20 protein-coding genes and 1 pseudogene are annotated in these 18,469 nt (G+C 73.4%); 11 read left to right on the top strand and 10 right to left on the bottom strand.

Features of this window, described 5'->3' with window-relative positions; all coding sequences use genetic code 11:
- Positions 1–263: 263 nt before the first annotated feature.
- From Apa02nite_RS42210 to Apa02nite_RS42200, 3 genes are read right to left on the bottom strand one after another with little or no spacing between them, the layout of a single operon-like run.
- On the bottom strand, positions 264–995 hold the full coding sequence (locus tag Apa02nite_RS42210) for a class I SAM-dependent methyltransferase (RefSeq protein ID WP_203830091.1): 732 nt from the start codon (positions 993–995) through the stop codon (positions 264–266).
- A 45-nt stretch (positions 996–1,040) separates the two neighbouring features.
- Positions 1,041–2,537, bottom strand: a complete 1,497-nt coding sequence (locus Apa02nite_RS42205) for a hypothetical protein (protein WP_203830090.1) — start codon at positions 2,535–2,537, stop codon at positions 1,041–1,043.
- A gap of 10 nt (positions 2,538–2,547) precedes the next feature.
- The gene (locus Apa02nite_RS42200; protein WP_203830089.1) at positions 2,548–3,636 is read right to left on the bottom strand and encodes an FAD-dependent monooxygenase; all 1,089 of its coding nucleotides are present in this window, start codon (positions 3,634–3,636) and stop codon (positions 2,548–2,550) included.
- A gap of 200 nt (positions 3,637–3,836) precedes the next feature.
- On the opposite strand from Apa02nite_RS42200, the gene Apa02nite_RS42195 reads away from it, so the two are divergent.
- The 3 genes from Apa02nite_RS42195 to Apa02nite_RS42185 all read left to right on the top strand — a co-directional run bounded on the left by Apa02nite_RS42195 (position 3,837) and on the right by Apa02nite_RS42185 (position 7,462).
- Positions 3,837–5,300 (top strand): glycosyltransferase family 39 protein, encoded by a 1,464-nt coding sequence (locus Apa02nite_RS42195; protein ID WP_203830088.1) that lies wholly within the window; start codon positions 3,837–3,839, stop codon positions 5,298–5,300.
- A gap of 61 nt (positions 5,301–5,361) precedes the next feature.
- Positions 5,362–5,733: a BlaI/MecI/CopY family transcriptional regulator gene (locus Apa02nite_RS42190; RefSeq protein ID WP_203830087.1), complete on the top strand. Its 372-nt coding sequence runs from the start codon at positions 5,362–5,364 to the stop codon at positions 5,731–5,733.
- A gap of 115 nt (positions 5,734–5,848) precedes the next feature.
- Positions 5,849–7,462, top strand: a complete 1,614-nt coding sequence (locus Apa02nite_RS42185; protein WP_203830086.1) for a methyl-accepting chemotaxis protein — start codon at positions 5,849–5,851, stop codon at positions 7,460–7,462.
- A gap of 58 nt (positions 7,463–7,520) precedes the next feature.
- Here the strand turns inward: Apa02nite_RS42185 and Apa02nite_RS42180 are convergent, their stop codons facing one another.
- Together Apa02nite_RS42180 and Apa02nite_RS51580 are read right to left on the bottom strand one after the other, a co-directional pair.
- Positions 7,521–8,210, bottom strand: coding sequence for a phosphatase PAP2 family protein (locus tag Apa02nite_RS42180; protein ID WP_203830085.1), 690 nt, complete (start codon positions 8,208–8,210; stop codon positions 7,521–7,523).
- Positions 8,211–8,256: 46 nt separating this feature from the next.
- Positions 8,257–9,849 carry a sensor histidine kinase gene (locus tag Apa02nite_RS51580; protein ID WP_239164939.1) on the bottom strand — a complete coding sequence of 531 codons (1,593 nt, stop codon included), beginning with the start codon at positions 9,847–9,849 and terminating at the stop codon, positions 8,257–8,259.
- Positions 9,850–9,959: 110 nt separating this feature from the next.
- Here Apa02nite_RS51580 and Apa02nite_RS42165 point away from each other — a divergent pair, with 110 nt between their 5' ends.
- Positions 9,960–10,643: a response regulator transcription factor gene (locus tag Apa02nite_RS42165; protein WP_203830084.1), complete on the top strand. Its 684-nt coding sequence runs from the start codon at positions 9,960–9,962 to the stop codon at positions 10,641–10,643.
- Positions 10,644–10,685: 42 nt separating this feature from the next.
- Here the strand turns inward: Apa02nite_RS42165 and Apa02nite_RS42160 are convergent.
- Positions 10,686–10,998, bottom strand: a pseudogene (locus tag Apa02nite_RS42160) (DedA family protein); the annotation flags it as partial.
- An 89-nt stretch (positions 10,999–11,087) separates the two neighbouring features.
- Here Apa02nite_RS42160 and Apa02nite_RS42155 point away from each other — a divergent pair.
- The 4 genes from Apa02nite_RS42155 to efeU are packed head-to-tail and all read left to right on the top strand — an operon-like array spanning position 11,088 to position 14,110.
- Positions 11,088–11,309, top strand: coding sequence for a hypothetical protein (locus Apa02nite_RS42155; RefSeq protein WP_203830083.1), 222 nt, complete (start codon positions 11,088–11,090; stop codon positions 11,307–11,309).
- Complete coding sequence (locus Apa02nite_RS42150; RefSeq protein WP_203830082.1) at positions 11,306–12,457, top strand: glycosyltransferase; 1,152 nt, start codon at positions 11,306–11,308, stop codon at positions 12,455–12,457. The genes Apa02nite_RS42155 and Apa02nite_RS42150 overlap by 4 nt, the downstream gene beginning before the upstream one ends.
- A gap of 37 nt (positions 12,458–12,494) precedes the next feature.
- The gene (locus Apa02nite_RS42145; RefSeq protein ID WP_203830081.1) at positions 12,495–13,235 is read left to right on the top strand and encodes a polysaccharide deacetylase family protein; all 741 of its coding nucleotides are present in this window, start codon (positions 12,495–12,497) and stop codon (positions 13,233–13,235) included.
- Between the two features lie 29 nt (positions 13,236–13,264).
- Positions 13,265–14,110 carry an iron uptake transporter permease EfeU gene (gene efeU, locus Apa02nite_RS42140; RefSeq protein ID WP_239164936.1) on the top strand — a complete coding sequence of 282 codons (846 nt, stop codon included), beginning with the start codon at positions 13,265–13,267 and terminating at the stop codon, positions 14,108–14,110.
- 67 nt (positions 14,111–14,177) lie between these two features.
- On the opposite strand, the gene Apa02nite_RS42135 is transcribed toward efeU, so the two are convergent.
- On the bottom strand, positions 14,178–14,930 hold the full coding sequence (locus Apa02nite_RS42135) for an ABC transporter permease (RefSeq protein WP_239164935.1): 753 nt from the start codon (positions 14,928–14,930) through the stop codon (positions 14,178–14,180).
- Between the two features lie 12 nt (positions 14,931–14,942).
- The gene (locus Apa02nite_RS42130; protein ID WP_203830080.1) at positions 14,943–15,575 is read right to left on the bottom strand and encodes a phosphatase PAP2 family protein; all 633 of its coding nucleotides are present in this window, start codon (positions 15,573–15,575) and stop codon (positions 14,943–14,945) included.
- Between the two features lie 24 nt (positions 15,576–15,599).
- Between Apa02nite_RS42130 and Apa02nite_RS42125 the strand changes: the two genes are divergently transcribed.
- Complete coding sequence (locus tag Apa02nite_RS42125; protein ID WP_203830079.1) at positions 15,600–15,776, top strand: hypothetical protein; 177 nt, start codon at positions 15,600–15,602, stop codon at positions 15,774–15,776.
- A 111-nt stretch (positions 15,777–15,887) separates the two neighbouring features.
- Positions 15,888–16,331, top strand: coding sequence for a HEAT repeat domain-containing protein (locus Apa02nite_RS42120; RefSeq protein WP_203830078.1), 444 nt, complete (start codon positions 15,888–15,890; stop codon positions 16,329–16,331).
- On the opposite strand, the gene Apa02nite_RS42115 is transcribed toward Apa02nite_RS42120, so the two are convergent.
- Positions 16,328–16,879: a ferredoxin gene (locus Apa02nite_RS42115; RefSeq protein WP_203830077.1), complete on the bottom strand. Its 552-nt coding sequence runs from the start codon at positions 16,877–16,879 to the stop codon at positions 16,328–16,330. The two genes, Apa02nite_RS42120 and Apa02nite_RS42115, sit on opposite strands and share 4 nt — an antisense overlap.
- A 26-nt stretch (positions 16,880–16,905) precedes the next feature.
- Entirely contained in the window at positions 16,906–17,481 is a 576-nt protein-coding gene (locus Apa02nite_RS42110) for a TetR/AcrR family transcriptional regulator (RefSeq protein ID WP_239164934.1), read from the bottom strand.
- Between the two features lie 76 nt (positions 17,482–17,557).
- Here Apa02nite_RS42110 and Apa02nite_RS42105 point away from each other — a divergent pair, with 76 nt between their 5' ends.
- Complete coding sequence (locus Apa02nite_RS42105) at positions 17,558–18,427, top strand: SDR family oxidoreductase (protein ID WP_203830076.1); 870 nt, start codon at positions 17,558–17,560, stop codon at positions 18,425–18,427.
- Positions 18,428–18,469 lie beyond the last annotated feature (42 nt).

Raw genomic sequence — 18,469 nt, 5'->3', positions numbered from 1 at the left:
CACGCCACCCACCGGCGACGGCGACCCGGCGATCGTGAGCATTAATCCCTTGACTACGGCTGTGCTCGAACACGCTGACGGCAGCTCTCACCTTGACCGCTCTCGCAGCGGAAGCAGTCGCCGAACTGGCTGTCACGAGAGAACTCGCCGGCCGATGATGTCTTTGCGTTCCAGTAGTGCCTCGGCCGTCTCCTCGGTCACTGCACTCTTGATCGTCGGAGAACACCACACCCCAGCTGGAGAGACAGCCGCCGAAGCCCGTCCTACCGCAGCACCAGCAGGTCGAGTGCATCGACGACCGGACCGGACGGCGCAGACGCGGCCTCGGCCAACCGCGCGACGCCGGCCGCGTACGCCTCGTCGCTGATCAGCTGCAGCGGCGTGTGCGCCTCGCGGCGGAGCCCGGCGGCGGCCACCGCCAGCGACGGCGCGGTCACCTGCGCCACGGGTTCGCAGCCCGCGGTGCTGAACCCGGCCGTGGCGAACGCCGCCTCCACCCCGGCGATGCTCGGATAGCGGTCGAGCACCGCGACCGCCTCCGGGAACCAGCGGAACAGGCTGATCGCCTCGTGCCGACCGGCGAACGCCGACCGGATCAGCACCGGCGCGCCCGGCTTCAGCACCCGCCGGATCTCCCGGGCAGCCGCTTCCAGGTCAGCGACGTGATGGATCACGGTAGAGAGCCAGACCCCGTCGAGGCTCGCGTCCGCGACCGGAATGTCCTCGGCGCTGCCGGCCAGCACCGGCTCGACCACCGCGCGCTCGCGCATCGCCGCGGACGGCTCCACCGCCAGGATCTCGGACTCGGGCCACCAGGTGCGGAACGCCCGCGCCCAGCTCCCGGTGCCACATCCGAGATCGAGCAGGCGCATCCCGGGCCGGGGCCCGAGATACCGGCCGATCGCCGCCCGCCAGACAGCCAGGTCGTCGTCGCGCAGGTGCCGGGTCTGCGCGAACGCCGCAGCGTCCGCACTGTCGTAAGCGATCAGAGCCATCCGTCGATCAAACCGGTGCACCGTCCACCGGACAAGAGACGGCGGTCACGACCGCCGGGCGCACAGATAAGGCCGGGCGAGGGTGAGTGCGACAGTGGTCAGAACGATGCCGATGTAGACCGGGACCACGTGCACGAAGCTCGTGTAGTGGATCAGGACGTGCACGACCACGGCCGGGCCGAAACCCGCGGCCGCGGACAGGGCTAGGGTCCACCACACCCAGGCCTCGCCGCGGCGCCAGCCCCACGCGCTGAGCAGGGTCACGCCCAGCGCGGCGGCCATCAGCGCGCCGCCGAAGCCGGCCCGATCGTGGGCGACGAACCCCAGCAGCCGGGCGTTGGCGGCCTGCAGGTGGGCGGCATCGGTGCCCAGGAACGTCAGGTCGGTGGGGACGAACACCGTGCTGAGCCCGACCACCGAGACGGTCGCGCCACCGGCCAGCAGCCCCAGACCGGTGATGATCATAAGGAGCTGGCCGACCAGGGCGCGCTGCCGGAGACGTTCTGGGCCGTCCGGCAGCACGCGCCAGCGCGGCGGTGCCGGGCGCTTCCAGACCGCGATCAGGTACATCGGGAACAGCAGCACGGTGACCGCGGCGTGCAGGGGTTCGACGAAGCCGGAGCCGAGGAAGTACAGCACGGTGGGGAACCCGACGGCGCCCGAGACGAGGTAGACGGTGCGGGCCCAGGCCCATCCCTGCCGGATGCCACCCCAGGCCAGGCCGGTGTAGAGCACCCCGATCGCGACCATGGTGCCGGCCATCGTGATCCGGTCGTGCTGCAGGAAGTGCACCAGGTGGTGGTTGACCGCGTGCAGCTGTTCGCGGTTCATCCGCAGGTAGTCGTTGTCGTACCAGAGCAGCACCGGCCCGAGGGTGATCACCGCGGCGCCCAGTCCGCCGCCGATCATGCCGAGCCCGACCAGCACGCCCCACCACCACGCCGGCCAGCGCCGCGGGTCGCGGGGAACGCCGCGCAGCCCGACCGGTGGCGCGGCCGGTGTCACCGCCTCGATGACCCGCTGGAACCAGCCGGGCCCGGCGTCGACGAGCACCCCGGGCGTCGCCAGCACCGTCACGGCCGGGTCGGCGAGGGCCGCCACCGCCGACGCGACGGCAGGGTCGCTGAGGCGGATCAGGTCGCTGTCCGCACCGACAAAAACCCTTTCGACGTACGGCGTGAGCTGCGCCGCCACGTCCTCGCTGGTGGCGCGCACGATGACCACGCAGCGCCGGCCGGCCACCGCCTCGCGTACCGCCGCCACGTCGCCGACGCCGACCGGCCCCACCTCGATCACGTCGGCGCCCTGGACCGGCAGCGCCCGGATCGCATCCCGGGCCACCTCCACCGGCACCACCGCGCCGAGCCGCCCCGCGACGCCGGCCGGTGGGCGGGGATGCGCGAACACGGTGGCGACCAGGCGGGCACCGCCCGGGCGGGCGGTCAGTGCGCCCAGCGCCCGCAACGCGAGGAGTTGCGAACGCCGCCGGCCCAGCACGGCGGCCGCCACCGGCCGCAGAGGGTGGTAGGTCCAGTCGGGCACCCGGTCATGATCACATACGCCAGCCGAGGATCGGGGCCATCGACCGCAGGGTCACGGCCGCCGGGGTCAGCCGGGCCGCGACGTCGCGGGCGACCACCGCCGGTGGCCAGGCCAGCTGACCGATCGTGCCCAGCCGGGACGCACGCCGCACCACGGCCTGGGTCCGCGGCCGCCGCACCCGGTCGTAGGCGGCCAGCGCCGACGGCACGTCGCCGTCGCGGTCCAGGCACGCCGCCAGGGTCACCGCGTCCTCCAGGGCCTGGCAGGCACCCTGGCCGAGGCTGGGTGTCATCGCGTGCGCCGCGTCGCCGAGCAGCGCGGTCCGGCCGGCGACGAACGACGGCAGGGGCGGCAGTTCGTACACATCATGGCGAAGCACCGACTCCGGTGACGTGGCCGCCAACAGTGCGGGGATCGGATCCGGCCATCGGCCGAAGCGGCGGCGCAGCTCGGCATACTCGCCGTCGGCGCTCGTCTGGCCCGCGGCGACCGTGCCGGTGGCGAAGCAGTAGACCCGCCCGGCCGCCATCGCGGTGAACCCGAACCGCTCCCCCGGACCCCAGGTGACCGCGCCGTCGGCGAGCGGCGGCACCGGGTTCGTGATCATCCGCCAGGCGGTGTGCCCGGCGTAGCGCGGCGTGATCCCGGGCCACCGGCCGGCCCGGATCGTGCTGTTCAGCCCGTCCGCGCCGACCACCAGATCGGCCTCCGGAGGCTCGGTCACCGCCACGCCGGCGCGCAGCACGTCGGCGGGCAGCGCCGCCAGCAGGATCCGGATCAGGTCGACCCGGTGCACCACGACCAGCGGCAACCCGAACCGGCGCTCGATCGCCGCCGAACTCGACCGCGACAGCCATCGCCCGGCCCGGTCGCGCACCCCGCCTCGGGCCTCGACCACACCCTGGGCCATCACCTGCTCGCGCAGCCCGAGCAGTTCCAGCGCCCGCAGCCCGTTCGGCCACAGCGACAGACCCGCGCCGACCTCGGTGAACGCGGGCGCCCGCTCCAGCACGGTGACGTCCCAGCCGATCCGGCGCAACCCGACCGCGGCCGCCAAACCACCGATGCCGCCGCCCACGATCACCGCTGTCCGCGCCATTCCCCCAGCCTAGGTGCCGGGCAAACCCGGTGGACCGCCATCGCGGCCGGGGCGTGGACCGTCGGTGCCGCGGGCGGGTGGTCCCGGTGTGGCACGCTCGCCGCCATCGCCGCCGTGAGCCGAGGCGGCGACAGAACGGGGAGGCGGGGTCGGGTGACGTTCTCAGCATCGGTTCAGGGGCGGGCCGGAACGGTGAGCGGATGACGATCACCCTCGACCGGCCCGGTGGCGCCACCGTCCGCGCCGTGACGGCGAACCGGAGCGCCCGGCGGTGGCTGCCGATCGCCGGGCCCGGCGTGGACATGCTGGTGATCGGGTTGATCCGGCCGACCCGGACCGTCCTGAGCTGGGACGAGATCGCCACCGCCGACGTGGCGCACCGCTCGGTGGGGCAGATCTGGCAGCTGATCCACCACCTCGACGCGGTGTTCGGGGCGTACTACCTGTCGATGCACGCCTGGATCCAGCTGTGCGGCGACTCGGTGCTGAGCCTGCGGCTGCCGTCGATCCTGGCGATGGCGGGGGCGGCCGCGCTGACCGGGGCGCTCGGCGCGCGCCTGTTCGGCCCGGCGGCGGGCACCCTGGCCGGCGGGTTGTTGTGCCTGGTGCCGAACATCTCCCGGTACGCGGCCGAGGCCCGCCCGTACGCGATAGCCTGCCTCTTTTCGATCTTGGCGCTGCTGTTGCTCCATCACGCGGTGGAGCGGCCCGGGGTCGGCCGATGGACGGCCTATGCCGCGGCGATCGCGGTACTGGGGCTGTTCAGCCTGGTGGCGCTGTCGGCGCTGGCCGGGCACGCCACGGTGCTGCTGGTCCGGTACCGGGGCGAGTGGCGGCGCTGGCTGCCGTGGTGCGCCGCGGTGCTGGCCACGGTCGTGGTGGTCGCGCCGCTGATCTGGTGGGGTCTGCAGCAGCGGGACACCCAGCTGCACTGGATGCCACCGATGACCCTGGGCGCCGTCTATTCGTTCCCGGGGCTGCTGGCCGGCTCACCCGAGGTGGCCTGGCTGCTGCTCGGGCTGCTCGGGCTGGCCCTGATCCGGCCGTCCAGGCCGGTCGTCGAGATGGCGGCCGTCGCGCTGCTGCCGGCCGCGCTGATCTGCGCGGCCGCGTTCGCCGGCGTCTCGTTCTGGGTGAACCGGTACCTGCTGTTCATCCTGCTGCCGGCGGCCATCGTCGCGGCGGCGGGCCTGTACCGGAGCCGGCGCGGCAGCCTGCTGGCCCTGACGGTCCTCGCCATGGCCGCGGTGCCGGGGCAGCTCGCGGTCCGGCGACCGACGATCAAGAACGGCAGCGACTACCGCACGCTGGCCGCCGTGATCGAACGCGGACAGCAGCCCGGCGACGCCATCGTGTTCCAGCGCGGCCGCACGATGCGCGCCGGGCTCGACTACTACCTGCGCGCCGACCGCGGCCGCCCGCAGGACGTCCTGCTGCGCCGGAGCGCGGCGCAGACCGCGACCCTCACCGCCGCCGAGCACACCGACCCGGTCACCCGGCTCGCCGGCACCGACCGGATCTGGCTGGTCGCCAACGGCCGCTTCGCCGATCCGGTCGCCACCCGGCCCGACCTGCGGCGACTGCTGCACGACCGGTTCCGGCGCGCCGGGCTGTGGACGGTGAAGAACGGCACGATGGCGCTCTACCTGCGCACCACCCCATGATCCGGCATTCACGGTCATTCACGGATACCGGTGTGCCGATATCCTGGCCGCGGAGGTCAGGATGGTCACGAAGGACAGGCGGCGGCCCGGAGCGCTCGAGGCGGCCGTGATGGCCGCGCTGTGGGCGGCGGGCGCGCCGATGACGGCCGCCCAGGTGCAGCAGGAGGTCGGGGACGACCTCGCGTACAACACCGTGCAGACGATCCTGATCCGGCTGCACGAGAAGGGTCAGGCGCAGCGGCGCCGGGCCGGGCGCGGCCACGAGTACTGGCCGGCCGAGGACGCCGCGACGGCCGCCGCGGCGCAGATGCGGGCGGCGCTGCCGGCCGGCACCGATCGGCACGCCACGCTGCAGCAGTTCGCCGCCGGGCTGGACGCGTCCGACGCCGCGGTCCTGCGGGCGCTGCTCGCCGAGGCCGGCCGCTCGGCATGACGTTCGCCGTCTGACTACCGCCGCGAAACAGGCCCCAATACCCGGAACCGGGTGAGTCGCGGCACCCGGCACTGCATCCTGACGACAGGTGACGGAGCAGGCGGGAGGGGACGACATGAGCCGGACACGTTCGTGGGTAGCGGATGTCTCGGTCCAGGTGAAGGTGCTGGCCCCGGTCGTGCTGGCGGCGATCGGCATCGCCGTGGTCGCCTGGTCCGGGCTGGCCGCGCTCTCCGCCGAGGGCAAACGCACCCAGGTGATGTACGACCAGGTCGCCCGGCCGCTCAACGACCTGGTCACGTTGCGCGACATGCAGGGTGACTCCCGGGTGGAGATCCGCGATGTGCTGATCCTGCCGCCGGGGCAGGCCCAGGAAGCCGTCATCACCAAGATGACCGAAACCGATGCGGCCGCCGACGACGCGATCACCGCGTACGTCAGCGACCACGGCACCCTGGACGCCGCCCGGACCGCCCTGATCACCCAGGCACAGGCGGGCCTGAGTCAGTGGCGCGAGGTCCGCGACAAGCAGTTCGTGCCGCTCGCCCGCGCCGGGAACACCGCCCGCGGCCAGGCGCTGATCGCCTCGGGCGGCGCGCTGGACGCCGCGAACAAGCAGTTCGGCGCGGCCCTGGACGAGCTCGCCGCGTCCGAGGGCACCGCCGGCGAACAGACCAAGGTCACCGCGGCGGCGGAGCAGAGCCGGCAGCGCACCATCATGGTGATCATCTCGCTGGTGGTGATCGTGGTCGCCCTGGTGATCGGTGTGCTCGTCGCCCGGGTGGTCGTCGGGCCGCTGCTGCGGGTCCGCGGAGTGCTCAGCGACCTGGCCGCCGGTGATCTCACCGGTGACCCCGGTGTCTCCGGCCGGGACGAGCTGGGCCAGATGGGGGCGGCACTGGTCGCCGCGAACACCGCACTGCGGCACACGGTCGGCACCATCGTCGAGTCGGCCGACACCCTGGGCGGTGCCGCCGATCACCTCGCCACCAGCAGCGACCAGATCTCGCATCGGGTCAGCGACCTGGCCACCCAGTTCAGCACGGTGTCCGGCGACGCCGACAGCGCCTCGCACAGCATCAGCACGGTCACCGCGGGCGCCAGTGAGATGACCGCCGCGATCAGCGAGATCGCCCGCAGCGCCGGCCAGGCCGCGGCGGTGGCCAGCGACGCCGTCGCCATCGTCACCGGCACCACGGCCACGATCGAGCAGTTGGGTCAGAGCTCCGCCGACATCGAGCAGGTCCTGAAGACGATCACGATGATCGCCGAGCAGACCAACCTGCTGGCACTGAACGCGACGATCGAGGCGGCCCGGGCCGGCGAACTGGGCAAGGGCTTCGCCGTGGTCGCCGGAGAGGTCAAGGACCTCGCCCAGCAGACCGCGGCGGCCACCGACGACATCGCCCGCCGGATCGGCGCGATCCAGTCCACCAGCTCCGAGGCAGCCGCCGCGATCGGCCGGATCGGCGAGGTGATCAACGAGATCAACGACTACCAGGGAGCGATCGCCGCGGCCGTCGAGGAGCAGACCGCGACGACCGGCGAGATGGGGCGCAGCGTGGCCGAGGCCGCCGAGGCGAGCGCCCGGATCGCCGCCACGATCACCGGCGTGGCCGGCAGCGCCCGGCAGGCGGAGGCCGAGGTGGTGCAGTCGCAGGGCCAGATCGCCACGGTGGCCCGGATGTCCAGCGACCTGCGGGAACTGGTCCGGGGCTTCCGATACTGAGGACCGGCGCGATGCCCGCTCGGGCTCGCGGTGTTCCTGGCCTGGACCGCGAGGCGGTCTACGCCCCGGGCGAGCTGATCCACGCCGCGCTGCGCCCGCGCTGATCCGCCGGGCCGAGCGTCCGGCGGACCACCAGGCCCACGGTCAGCACCATGGCCACGGTGAACAGCCAGGCGCCGTCCACGTCGGTGGGCCAGTGCACGACCAGCGCCACCCGGCTCACCCCGACCGCGACCGCCCACGCCCCGGCCAGCACCGCCAGCAGGATCCGGCCCCGGCGGCGCAGCAGCGGCCAGCAGACCAGCACCAGGACCAGCGCCGCCGTGGCCGAGGCGGCGCTGTGCCCGGACGGGAACGAGTAGTTCGCGGCCGGGGCCAGCTGGTCGACCGGGCGCGGGCGGGCGATCAGCGCCAGCACCGCGAGCCGGGCCAGCGGGGTCACCACCAACGCGGCGGCGGCGAACACCGCCTGCCGCCACCGGCCGGTGGCCAGCAGGATCAAACAGCCGAGCGCGCCGAGCGGGGCGATCACCGCGGTGCTGCCGGTTGCCGTCACCGCCAGCATGACCGAACGCCAGAGCGGGTGGGCCAGGGCCACGGCGTGCGCGTGCGCACTGACGACGGTGTCGAAACTGATCAGCGGGCCGGCCCGTCCGGCCACCGCCATGGCCAGCAGCACAAACGCGGCCGCCGGTGGGCCGATCACGGTCGAGGCGAAGGCCGGGTGGTCGCGTGTCTGCACTGTCATAGCCCGACCCTATCCCCTACAATTTGTAGGTGCCCGGCTCCCGGAGTCACTGCGGCCCTACCGGGAGCCGGACCCGCATGGCGGCACCCTCGGCAAGGTCGTCGACGGTGAGCGTGCCCTGGTGGGCGGTGATGATCTCGCGGGCGATCGCCAGGCCGAGCCCGGCGCCGCCACCCTCGCGGGAGCGGCTGTCGTCGAGCCGGACGAACCGGTCGAAGATCCGTTCCCGGTCGGCAGCCGGGATCGCCGGGCCGTCGTTGCCGACCACGATCTCGCCGTGCCCGTCCCGGGCGCCGACGCCGATGGTGACCCGACCGCGGGCGTGCCGGACGGTGTTGTCGACCAGGTTGCGCAGCACCCGGGTGAGCTGGTCGGGGTCGCCGACCACCCGCACCGGCGAGACGCCGCCCTCGATCCGCAGCCCGGGGTGTTCCAGGCCGACCCGTTCCCGCTCGGCGAAGACCAGGTCGTCCAGGTCGACGTCCTCGTGGCGCGGCGGCGCCGGCTGGTCGTCCACCCGGGCGAGCAGCAGCAGATCCTCGACCAGCCGCGACATCCGCGCACTCTCGGCCCGGATCCGTTCAATGCTGCGAGCCGACCGCTCGGCTGCGTCGTCCCGCTCCGCGCTCGCCGCACCACTCTCGTCCTCAGCCGGGCCCGCCGGGCACCGGACCCCACCCGCCTCCTCCCCGGCGGCGCCTGATCGATTCCGGACCGCGACCGCTTCTTCCCCGGCCGCACCCACCTCTTCCCCGATCGCTTCCCCGGCCGCGCCTGACCGGTTCCGGGCCCCGCCCACCCATTCCTCGACCGCGGCCGGTCGCTTGCGGACCGCGCCGGCCAGCAGGTCGGCGTTGGCGCGGATCGTGGTGAGCGGGCTGCGCAGCTCGTGGCTGGCGTCCGAGACGAACCGGCGCTGGGCCGCGGCGGACGTCTCGATCCGGTCCAGCATGGTGTTCATCGTGGTGGCGAGCGCGGCGATCTCGTCATCGGCGGCCGGCAGCGGCAGCCGGGCGTGCAGGTTCGTCGCGGTGATCGTCGCGGCCTGCCGGCGCATCGCCTCGACCGGGCGCAGCGTGCGCCCGACGAACAGGAACGTGGCGACACCGACCACCACGGCCAGCACCGGCAGACCCAGCAGCATGGCGGTCAGGATCGCCTCGGTGCTGTCCGCGACCGCGTCCATCGACTCGGCGACCAGCACGACCCGCTTGCCGGATGGGCTGTCGACCCCGATCGCCAGGATCCGCCACGGCTCCCCCTCGCCCAGGCGCAGATCCTTCGTCTCGGTCAGCCGGCGGCCGACCGCCGGGCGCAGCGCGGACATCGCCGCAGCGCCCTCGATCGCGGTGGACGCGCCGACCACCTCGCCGCCGGTGGTCAGCACCTGGGCCAGGCTGCGGCCGGCGCCCGAGGTCCGCAACGCCACCTCGAGGGCGCCGGTGTTGCCCGAGGTGAGCGCGCTGGTCACCTGGGCGGCCCGGTCGTTCGCGGCGGTGGTGACGTTGTCGAGCAGGATGCCCCGCGCGGTGACCAGCAGGATCGCGCCGACCCCGAGGGACGCGACGATGACAACGATGCCGGCCGCGATCGCGGACCGCATCCGCACACCGAGCCGCCGCCGTAACAATTGGAGCATGTCGGTCACGGTATCGGCGGCTTGCTGAAGGCGGCCTGAAAGAGGTCTTCAGCGGTTTTTCAGCGGCCGGCGAGCAGCCTGCCGGGTCGGTGACACGGAGAGGCGGTCGGATGCGGGTGCTGGTGGTGGAGGACGAGGTGGCCATGGCGGAGACGATCCGGGACGGGCTCACCCAGGAGGGGTTCACGGTCGACCTGGTCCACGACGGGGCCGAGGGGCTGTGGACGGCCACCGAGCGCCCGCACGGCACCTACGACGCGATCCTGCTCGACATCATGCTGCCCGGGCTGAACGGCTACGAGGTGTGCCGCCAGCTGCGCACCCGTGAGGTGTGGACGCCGATCCTGATGCTGACCGCCAAGGACGGCGACTACGACCAGGCCGACGCGTTCGACCTGGGCGCGGACGACTACCTGATCAAGCCGTTCTCGTTCGTGGTGTTGATCGCCCGGTTGCGGGCGCTGATCCGGCGGGGCGCGCCGGAACGCCCCGCCGTGCTGCGCGCCGGTGACCTGAGCCTGGATCCGGCCGAGCGCCGGGTGCTGCGCGGGGACCAGCCGATCGCGGTGACCCCGCGCGAGTTCGCCCTGCTGGAGTTCCTGATGCGGCACCGGGGCCAGGCGATGACCAAGACCGCGATCATCGAGAACGTCTGGGACGCGCACTTCGACGGCGACCCGAACATCGTCGAGGTCTACGTCGGCTACCTGCGCAAGAAGATCGACCACCCGTTCGGCCGCACCGCGATCGAGACGGTCCGCGGCGCCGGTTACCGCCTGGCCGAGGAGGGCTGAGCACGCGGGCGTCTATCGCCTGGCGGCAGCGGGTTGGGCGCGCCGGGCCAGCACCAGCGACCGGGCGCCGTACCGCTCGAAGAACACGCCGGCCCGGGCCACATTCTGCTGTTTGAACAGCCGCAGGCAGCCGCCCTGATCACCGAGGACCGCGGCCACCGACACCAGCAGGCACCAGCCAGAGCGGCTGGTGCAGCAGCACGCCGCCGGCGACCAGCAGGCCGGTGGTGAACAGTAGCGAGTCGCCGGGCAGGAAGAACCCGATCAGCAGACCGGACTCGGCGAAGACGATCGCCAGGATGCCGGCCAGGCCGACGGCGGTGATCAGCGATTGCGGATCGAGCAGTGAGTGCATGCCGGCACGCTAGAGACGCGACGCTGAGAAACCGTTGAACGACCTCGCCTTCAGCGAACTCTCAACCCGCCGCCGCCAGTGTCCCGGCCATGACGAGCAGATCCGTTCGGGGCTACCTGAGCAAGGTCCTGTCGATCCACGCGGTCGATGCCCCGCGCCGCGAGGCGTTCTCCTGGCTGGCCATCCTGTTCACCTTCGCGCTGGGCACGGTGCTGACCAGCCTGGTCTTCCTGGCCGCCGTCCTCGGGATCGTCGCCTACCTCGGCGTCACCCGCCGCGACCGGCCGGCCCTGGCCCGGTCGTCGTGGTGACCGTGACCGCACCCGGCCCGGTGGTGATCTTCTCGGCGAGCATCGGCGCCGGCCACGACGGCGCCGCCCGCGAGCTCGCCCGCCGGCTGGCCGAACGCGGCATCCCCTCGGTCCGCCACGACTTCCTCGACATGCTGCCCGCCGGGCTCGGTGCGACGCTGCGCGACGCCTACGCCCGCCAGCTGCGCACCATGCCGGCCAGCTGGGGATGGCTGCTCGACGCGATGGCCGGGCCGCGCCTCGGCGCCGGCGCCGGTGGGCTGTCCGCGGGCCTGGCCGCGACCCGGATGCTGGCCGCGATCGGCACCGACGCCGTCGCGGTGGTCTCCACCTATCCCCTCGCCAGTCAGGTCCTCGGGCGGCTGCGCCGGTCCGGGCGGCTGGCTGTTCCGGTCGCCGCGGTGATGACCGACCCGTCGGTGCACCCGCTCTGCGTGGCCGGCGGCGTGGACGTGCACCTGGCGCCCGGCCGGGCCACCGCCGAGCAGATCCACGCCATGGACGCCCCGGCCCTGGCGGTGTCGCCGATCGTCGACCCGGCGTTCCGGCCGGTGCACGACCGCGCCGAGCGCGACGCCGTACGGCGCCGTCTCGGGCTCCCGGCCGACGAACGCCTCGCCGTGGTGATCGCCGGTTCGTGGGGGGTCGGCGACGTCGAGCAGACCGCCACCGACATCGCCCGCACCGGGGCGGCCCTGCCGGTGGTGGTCTGCGGCCGCAACGAGACGCTGCGTGGCCGGCTGCACCGCAGCGGCTCGGCGATCGCGCTCGGCTGGGTCGACGAGATGCCGTCGCTGCTGCGCGCCGCCGACGTCGCGGTCCACAACGCCGGCGGCCTGTCCAGCGTGGAGGCGCTGGCCAGCGGGATCCCGGTGATCAGTTATCGCTGTCTGCCGGGGCACGGCGCGGCCAACGCCGCGGTCCTCGCGGCGGCGCGGCTCTCCCCCTGGCCCGGCACGCCCGGCGAACTCGCCGCGGCGGTGCAGTCGGCGCTCTCCGGCGCGGCCGCCGCCGTCCAGCAGGAGGTCTTCGCCGCCTCGGGCGCCGACCCGGACGCCGCCGACGTCATCGGCCTGCCCGACCGCGTCCCCGCGCACCCGGCCCCGGCCCGGCGCACGCTCTTCACCCGCGCCGCGTCCTACTTCTGATCCGCTCGTCGTTCCCCCGCTTTCGAAAGGCACCTCGATGAACCTCACCTCCACCGGCGCCGGGCTGCTCGCCGCCGTCGCGGCCGCGCACGCCGGCCCGGCACTCGCCGCGATCGGGCCGGTCCGCCGGCGCCTGTTCCCGCAGCTGTCCGGCATCGGCGCGCCCGGTCACGTCGCGCTGACCTTCGACGACGGCCCGCACCCCGACGCCACCCCGCGCCTGCTGCGGATGCTCGACGCGCACGGCATCCGGGCGACGTTCTTCCTGCTCGGCCGGATGGCCGAGGAACACCCCGAGGTCGCCCGGTCGGTCGCGGCCGAGGGCCACGAGATCGCCATTCATGGGTACGACCACCGCCTGCTGATCAAACGCGGTCCCGCCGAGACCCTCGAAGACCTGTCCCGGGCCACCGCCGCAGTCACCGCGGTGACCGGCAGGCAGCCCCGCTGGTGGCGCCCGCCCTACGGGGTGGCCAGCACCGCCGCCCTGCTCGGCGCCCGCCGGCTCGGCCTGACCCCGGTGCTCTGGACCGCGTGGGGCCGGGACTGGACCGCGGCGGCCACCCCCGACTCGGTGTTCCGGGCGGTGCGACGCGGGCTGTCCGGCGGCGGCACGATCCTGCTGCACGACAGCGACCACAGCGCCGCGCCGGGTGCCTACGAGTCGATGCTCGGCGCCCTGCCCGCGATCCTGGTCCACTGCCGGGCCCGGGGCTTCACGGTCGGCCCCCTGCACGAGCACGGACTTGACATCGACCTACAGTCTGTAGGAGTTTGACGGCAGTCAGGTAAGGCTCGGCTAACTGCTTGGAGACACCCGTGGGCGGCGCGTTCTTCGCCAGCTATCTCATCGGCCTGCGCGACGGCTTGGAGGCCGCGCTGGTCGTCTCGATCCTGGTCACGCTACTGGCCCGCTCCCAGCGCCGGGACGGCCTGCTCCCGCTCTGGGCCGGCGTCGTGCTCGCCCTGCTCTGCGCCGCGGCGCTCGGCGCGATCCTCACCTACGTGGCCACCTCGGTGCTCTCCGGTGTGCGCCTCGAGCTGTTCGAGGCGATCACCTCGCTGGTCGCGGTCGCCATGGTCACCTGGATGATCTTCTGGATGCGCAGCAGCGCCCGCACCATCAAGACCGAGTTGACCGGCAAGCTCACCGAGGCGCTCGGGCTGGGCCGGTTCGCCGTCGCGGCGCTCGCGTTCGTCGCGGTGATCCGGGAGAGCGTCGAGATGGTGCTGCTGGTCTTCTCGGCCGCGCAGGCCGCCAGCGAGACCGTCGCCCCGCTGCTGGGCATGCTGGCCGGCGTGGGCTCCGCGGTGCTGCTGGGCGTGCTGATGTACGCCGCGGTGGCCCGGGTCAACCTCGGCCGCCTGTTCACCGGCACCGGCGTGCTGCTGGTGCTGGTCGCCGCCGGGATCGCGAAGTACGCGGTGCACGGGTTCCAGGTCGCCGGCCTGCTGCCGGGCTCGACGGCGGTCGCCTACGACTGGTCGGCCACGATCGCGCCGACCTCCTGGTACGGGACGGTGCTCGCCGCCACGATCAACGTGACCTCGTCGGCCACGGTGCTGGAGATCGCGGCGTGGCTGACGTACGCCATCTTGATCTTGATCTTGTTTTTGCGGCCGGCGGCGAAGCGGGCAGTGACGCCCGCCTGAATCCGGCCCCCGATCGGTCCGGGGGTCAGCGCAGAGAGAGCCGGCTTCAGCGCAGAGAGGGCGGGCTTCAGCGCGGGGACAGACGGCCGACCAGGCTGCCCGCGACCAGTTCGAGGGCGACCGCGGCCGCGATCGCCTCGGCGGCCAGCAGCCCGACCAGCACCAGCAGCTGGGTCGCCCCGGCCTGCACCGCGGACCCGCCGCCGAGCAGCACCCCGACGAACGCGCCGGGCAGCGTCACCAGACCGACCGTCCGGGTCTGATCCAAAGCGGGCATCAGCGCCTGCCCGGCGGTCGGCCGGCACACCTCGAGCGCGGCGTCGCGGGGCAGGAAACCCAGCGCCAGGGCCGCCTCGTATTCACCGTGCCGGTTCCGCAGCTCGTCGAGGGCACGGCGGCCGGACAGCGACGTCGCGGTCATCGCGCCGCCGATCAGGATCCCGGCGATCGGCAGCACCGCCACCTCGCTGCGCGGCACAGTGCCGGAAGCGACGATCACCAGCCCGGCGCTCAGCGCCCCGGCCACGATCGGCACGATCACCAGCCAGCCGAGGCGCAGCGTGCTGACCCGGCGGGCCGAGGTGACCGCCGCGACCAGCACCATCAGCACGATGAACCCGGCGGTCGACCACCACCTCCGCAGCACCGCCGCGATCAGCAGCGAGACCAGTCCGAGTTGCACGACGGCCCGGGCCGTGGCGGTGACCACGGCCCGGCTCACCCCGAGCCGGCCGGCGAGCGCTGCCGCGACCGCGATCAGCGTGAGGGCCGCGAGGACCACGCCGAGCACAGGTCCCATCGAGATCGTCGGCTGGTTCATCCGGGCACTGTGTCAGATCTCCGCGGTGGCCCGGCCGCCGGTCGCACCCGGCCGCCCCGGGGGCGCGGTCGCCGGTCGCACCCGGCCGCAGATCACCACCAGACCGACGGCGAGCAGTCCGAGCGCGGCGCCGGCCGCGATGTCGCCCGGGTAGTGCAGGCCCGCCCAGACCCGGGCCAGCCCGATCATCGCGGCCGCCACGGCCAGCACGACACCCCACCGGCGGCTGAGGAAGACGAAGACGCCGCACGCGATCGTGAACGCGGCGGTCGCGTGGTCGCTCGGCAGCGACACCCCCGGATCGTGGGCGAGCAGCTGGTGGACCTGGTGGCTCTGGAACGGACGGACCTGCCCGCTCAGGTGCGACATCCCGATCGCGCCGAGGAACGCCAGCACCAGCGCCGCGCCGAGCTCGACCACCGGGCGGATCCGCCGCTGCCACAGTGCCCGGGCGGCGAGCACCCCGGCGACCGCGAAGACCGGGTAGATCAGCCAGGTCGCCACGAACTCCATCACGTCGTCGAGACCGTCGGAGCGCCCTGCCCGACCATTGACCAGTTCGAACAGCCAGTAGTTCATCGTCGCAGGCTGCCCGCGGCCCGCTGTGAACCGGCTGAAACCGCCGGCGCGCTCGTTCAGCGTCATCTCAGCACCTCGTAGGCTCGGCCGGTGACAGATCACCGCAGCGACGGCGTACTGGACTCAGTGATCCTGGCGCTGGCGGCGCAGGTCGCCGCTGACCCGTCGGCAGCTCTGGCGCCCGGAGCCGTCGAGGCGCTGGCCGGGTTGGCCGAGGACTACGTGCTCGAGGTCGTCCCCCTCACGAACCTCGCGGCGCACCCCTGACCCGGACAACTGCCGCACCGAGTCGGAGTGCCGGTCCTGTGGTTCGGCGCAGTTCAGGCACCCACCACGGCGCCGATCTGCTGACTGCAGGGCGATGGAACACTGGCCCACATGTCGACCACGTCGCACTGGGGCATCACGCCCCGGCAGAGCATCGAGGCGGAATGCCTCCGGCGCGGCCCCGCTGCCGTGGTCGCCGGATGTCTGCGCCTGATCACGGAGGACGACGGCGGCGACCCCGGGATGATCCTGGTGCTGGGCGGACCGGCCGGGCGGCACTTCATCGGCGGCCCGCCCCGCGATGACCGTTACTGGCTGCGGGTCTGGGGTCTGCGCGGCCTGCTGTGGAACTGGGACGACCGCGCCGTCCCCGCGGTCCGGACCGCGCTGGCCGACGAGGCGTGGCGGGTCCGCGAGATGGCCGCCAAGGTCGCCGCACGGCACCTGGTCGGCGACGCCCTGCCGGAGCTGGCCGGCCTCGCCGCCGACCCGACTCCCCGGGTCCGAGCCGCCGCCGCCCGCGCCATCCGGCTGCTCACCGACGCGGGCGCCTAAAGATCGGGAAGCGTCTCACCGGGCCGCGGCGCCCGCCGGTGGTCCAGCCAGAACCCGTACCCCCGGAGATCCCCCTCGAGCCCACCGGCCAGGTACCGCCCGAAATCCCGCAGGCCCGCCGCGTTGTCGCGCTCATCGGCCCGCTCGCTGACCGACCAGGCTCGCTGAAGTCCGTCGATCCAGGCCGCCAGCCGGTCCCGGTCAGACCACCATTTTCGTACGAGGTCCAGCGTCCAATGCGCGTCCCCGTCCACCGCATAGGACGCGTAAGGATCGTTCCACGCGGCCGACAGCACGAGCCGGACCTCGACGGCGTCCCGCGGCTGCCGGAAGACGATCTCGCTGCCGAACTCGTCCTCGTAGACCACGTGGTCCGGCGCGATCTCCCGCCCCGTCCAGCAGTTGTCGGTGCGCGCGCCGTAGAACGGCCCGGGCACGTTCCGCCAGTCGCGGTCAGCCCAACGCCCGCGCAGATACCTCTCCGTCGGCCCGAGCAGCAGCTCCCGCTCGGCCCGGTTGGCCACCAGTATCCGGGGAGACGCGGCCACCGTCGGCATCGGATCCCAGTACACGACTAGTCCCGGGCGACCATGTCGACAAGCGTGTCCACCAGGTCCTCGGCGGTCACGCCGCCCCACTTCTCGTCGGCGAGCTGGCCGCTCACCTCCAGCCCCGCGATCCCGTTCGCGCTGCTGATCAGCAGCGCCCCGTACCGCCGGGCTGCCTCCTCGCCCACCAGCGCGGCCACGATCGCCAGGAACTCGGTCTGGCTGTGCTGGGCAGCCCGCGCCAGCGCCGCCGGGTCACCGGGCGGATTGCTGAACATCACCTTGTAGAGGTGCGGCTGCGTACGACCGATCTCGATCAGCGCGAGCAGCGCGCCGCGTAGCTTCGCCGCCACCGGGAGCTCCGCGTCGGTGCGGAGTTCCCCGGTCCGTTCGCCGAGACCGGCCCACGCCTGCGCCCCCACCGCGATCAGCAGGTTCTCCTTGTCGGCGAAGTGCCGATAGGGCGCCCCGCGGCTCACCCCGGCCCGCGCGCCCACCTCGCGCAGCGTCACCGCCTCCGGCCCGCCCTCGTCGAGCAGCTCCGCGGCGGCGCCGAGCAGGGCGCGACGGGTGGCGGCGGCGGATTCCACGCGACTGACCATGCCGCGCATCCTATCCAGCTGACAACGTCACCCAACCGGGTTGACAGTGTCATCTCAGTGCGGCACCATCATCCAGGTGACAACGTCATCTGAAACTCGCGAACTCGTCATCGTCAGCGGCGCCTCCACCGGCATGGGCGCGGCCACCGCCCGGGAACTGGCCCGACGCGGCTTCCACGTGCTGGCCGGCGTCCGCCGCGACCAGGACGGCGAGGCCCTGCGCGCCCCCGGCATCGAACCGGTGCTGCTCGACATCACCGACCCGGCCCACATCGCGGCCCTGGTCACCCGGATCACCGACGACCTTCGACCGCTGCGCGCGCTGGTCAACAACGCCGGCATCCCGGGCGCCGGCCCGGTCGAGGTGCTGCCGCTCGACGACTGGCGGCGGATCTTCGAGGTGAACGTCTTCGGACACATCGCGATCACCCAGGCCCTGCTGCCGGCCCTGGTGCGCAGCCACGGCCGGGTCGTCAACATCACCTCGCTGAACGGCAAGGTGTCGATGGCCGGCTACGGCCCGTACGCCGCGAGCAAATTCGCGATGGAGGCCGTCAGCGACGCGCTGCGCAACGAGTTGGCCGGTCACGGCGTCCAGGTGGTGGTGGTCGAACCCGGCGGCGTGCAGACCGCGATGGCCGGCCACGGCACCGCGGCCATCCGCGACCTCGGCGCCCGGATGACAAAAGAGCAATTCCTTCGGTACGGCGGGATGGTGCAGGCCCTGCCCACCCACGTGGCCGCGTTCACCGAGGCCGGGGTCACCGCCGACGTCGCCGCCCGGCGCATCGCCACGGCCGTGACGGCCCGCCGGCCCCGCACCCGATACACGATCGGCGCCCCGGCCGCGCTGCTCACCCGCGCCGCCCGCTTCCTGCCCGACCGCATGCTCGACCGGATGACGAGCGCCGACCTGCGCAAGCACTACCCGGCCGGTGCGCGGTAGGGTGCGATTTCCGTCGCCTCCGGAGGGTAGCTAACTGCTGGC

The organism is Actinoplanes palleronii (genome assembly GCF_016862315.1).
In the GTDB taxonomy this organism is placed as follows: domain Bacteria; phylum Actinomycetota; class Actinomycetes; order Mycobacteriales; family Micromonosporaceae; genus Actinoplanes; species Actinoplanes palleronii.
The sequence above is the reverse complement of the archived record's forward strand: the minus strand, read 5'-3'. Positions and strand labels throughout refer to the sequence as shown.

Bases quoted from the DNA above. Each gene is read 5' to 3' on its own strand.
- Apa02nite_RS42195 (WP_203830088.1), top strand. From the start codon at position 3,837: ATGACGATCACCCTCGACCGGCCCGGTGGCGCCACCGTCCGCGCCGTG.
- Apa02nite_RS42185 (WP_203830086.1), top strand. From the start codon at position 5,849: ATGAGCCGGACACGTTCGTGGGTAGCGGATGTCTCGGTCCAGGTGAAG.
- Apa02nite_RS51580 (WP_239164939.1), bottom strand. From the start codon at position 9,849: ATGCTCCAATTGTTACGGCGGCGGCTCGGTGTGCGGATGCGGTCCGCG.
- Apa02nite_RS42200 (WP_203830089.1), bottom strand. From the start codon at position 3,636: ATGGCGCGGACAGCGGTGATCGTGGGCGGCGGCATCGGTGGTTTGGCG.
- Apa02nite_RS42110 (WP_239164934.1), bottom strand. From the start codon at position 17,481: ATGGTCAGTCGCGTGGAATCCGCCGCCGCCACCCGTCGCGCCCTGCTC.
- Apa02nite_RS42135 (WP_239164935.1), bottom strand. From the start codon at position 14,930: ATGAACCAGCCGACGATCTCGATGGGACCTGTGCTCGGCGTGGTCCTC.
- Apa02nite_RS42165 (WP_203830084.1), top strand. From the start codon at position 9,960: ATGCGGGTGCTGGTGGTGGAGGACGAGGTGGCCATGGCGGAGACGATC.
- Apa02nite_RS42180 (WP_203830085.1), bottom strand. From the start codon at position 8,210: ATGACAGTGCAGACACGCGACCACCCGGCCTTCGCCTCGACCGTGATC.
- Apa02nite_RS42155 (WP_203830083.1), top strand. From the start codon at position 11,088: ATGACGAGCAGATCCGTTCGGGGCTACCTGAGCAAGGTCCTGTCGATC.
- Apa02nite_RS42210 (WP_203830091.1), bottom strand. From the start codon at position 995: ATGGCTCTGATCGCTTACGACAGTGCGGACGCTGCGGCGTTCGCGCAG.
- Apa02nite_RS42130 (WP_203830080.1), bottom strand. From the start codon at position 15,575: ATGACGCTGAACGAGCGCGCCGGCGGTTTCAGCCGGTTCACAGCGGGC.
- Apa02nite_RS42120 (WP_203830078.1), top strand. From the start codon at position 15,888: ATGTCGACCACGTCGCACTGGGGCATCACGCCCCGGCAGAGCATCGAG.
- Apa02nite_RS42190 (WP_203830087.1), top strand. From the start codon at position 5,362: ATGGTCACGAAGGACAGGCGGCGGCCCGGAGCGCTCGAGGCGGCCGTG.
- Apa02nite_RS42145 (WP_203830081.1), top strand. From the start codon at position 12,495: ATGAACCTCACCTCCACCGGCGCCGGGCTGCTCGCCGCCGTCGCGGCC.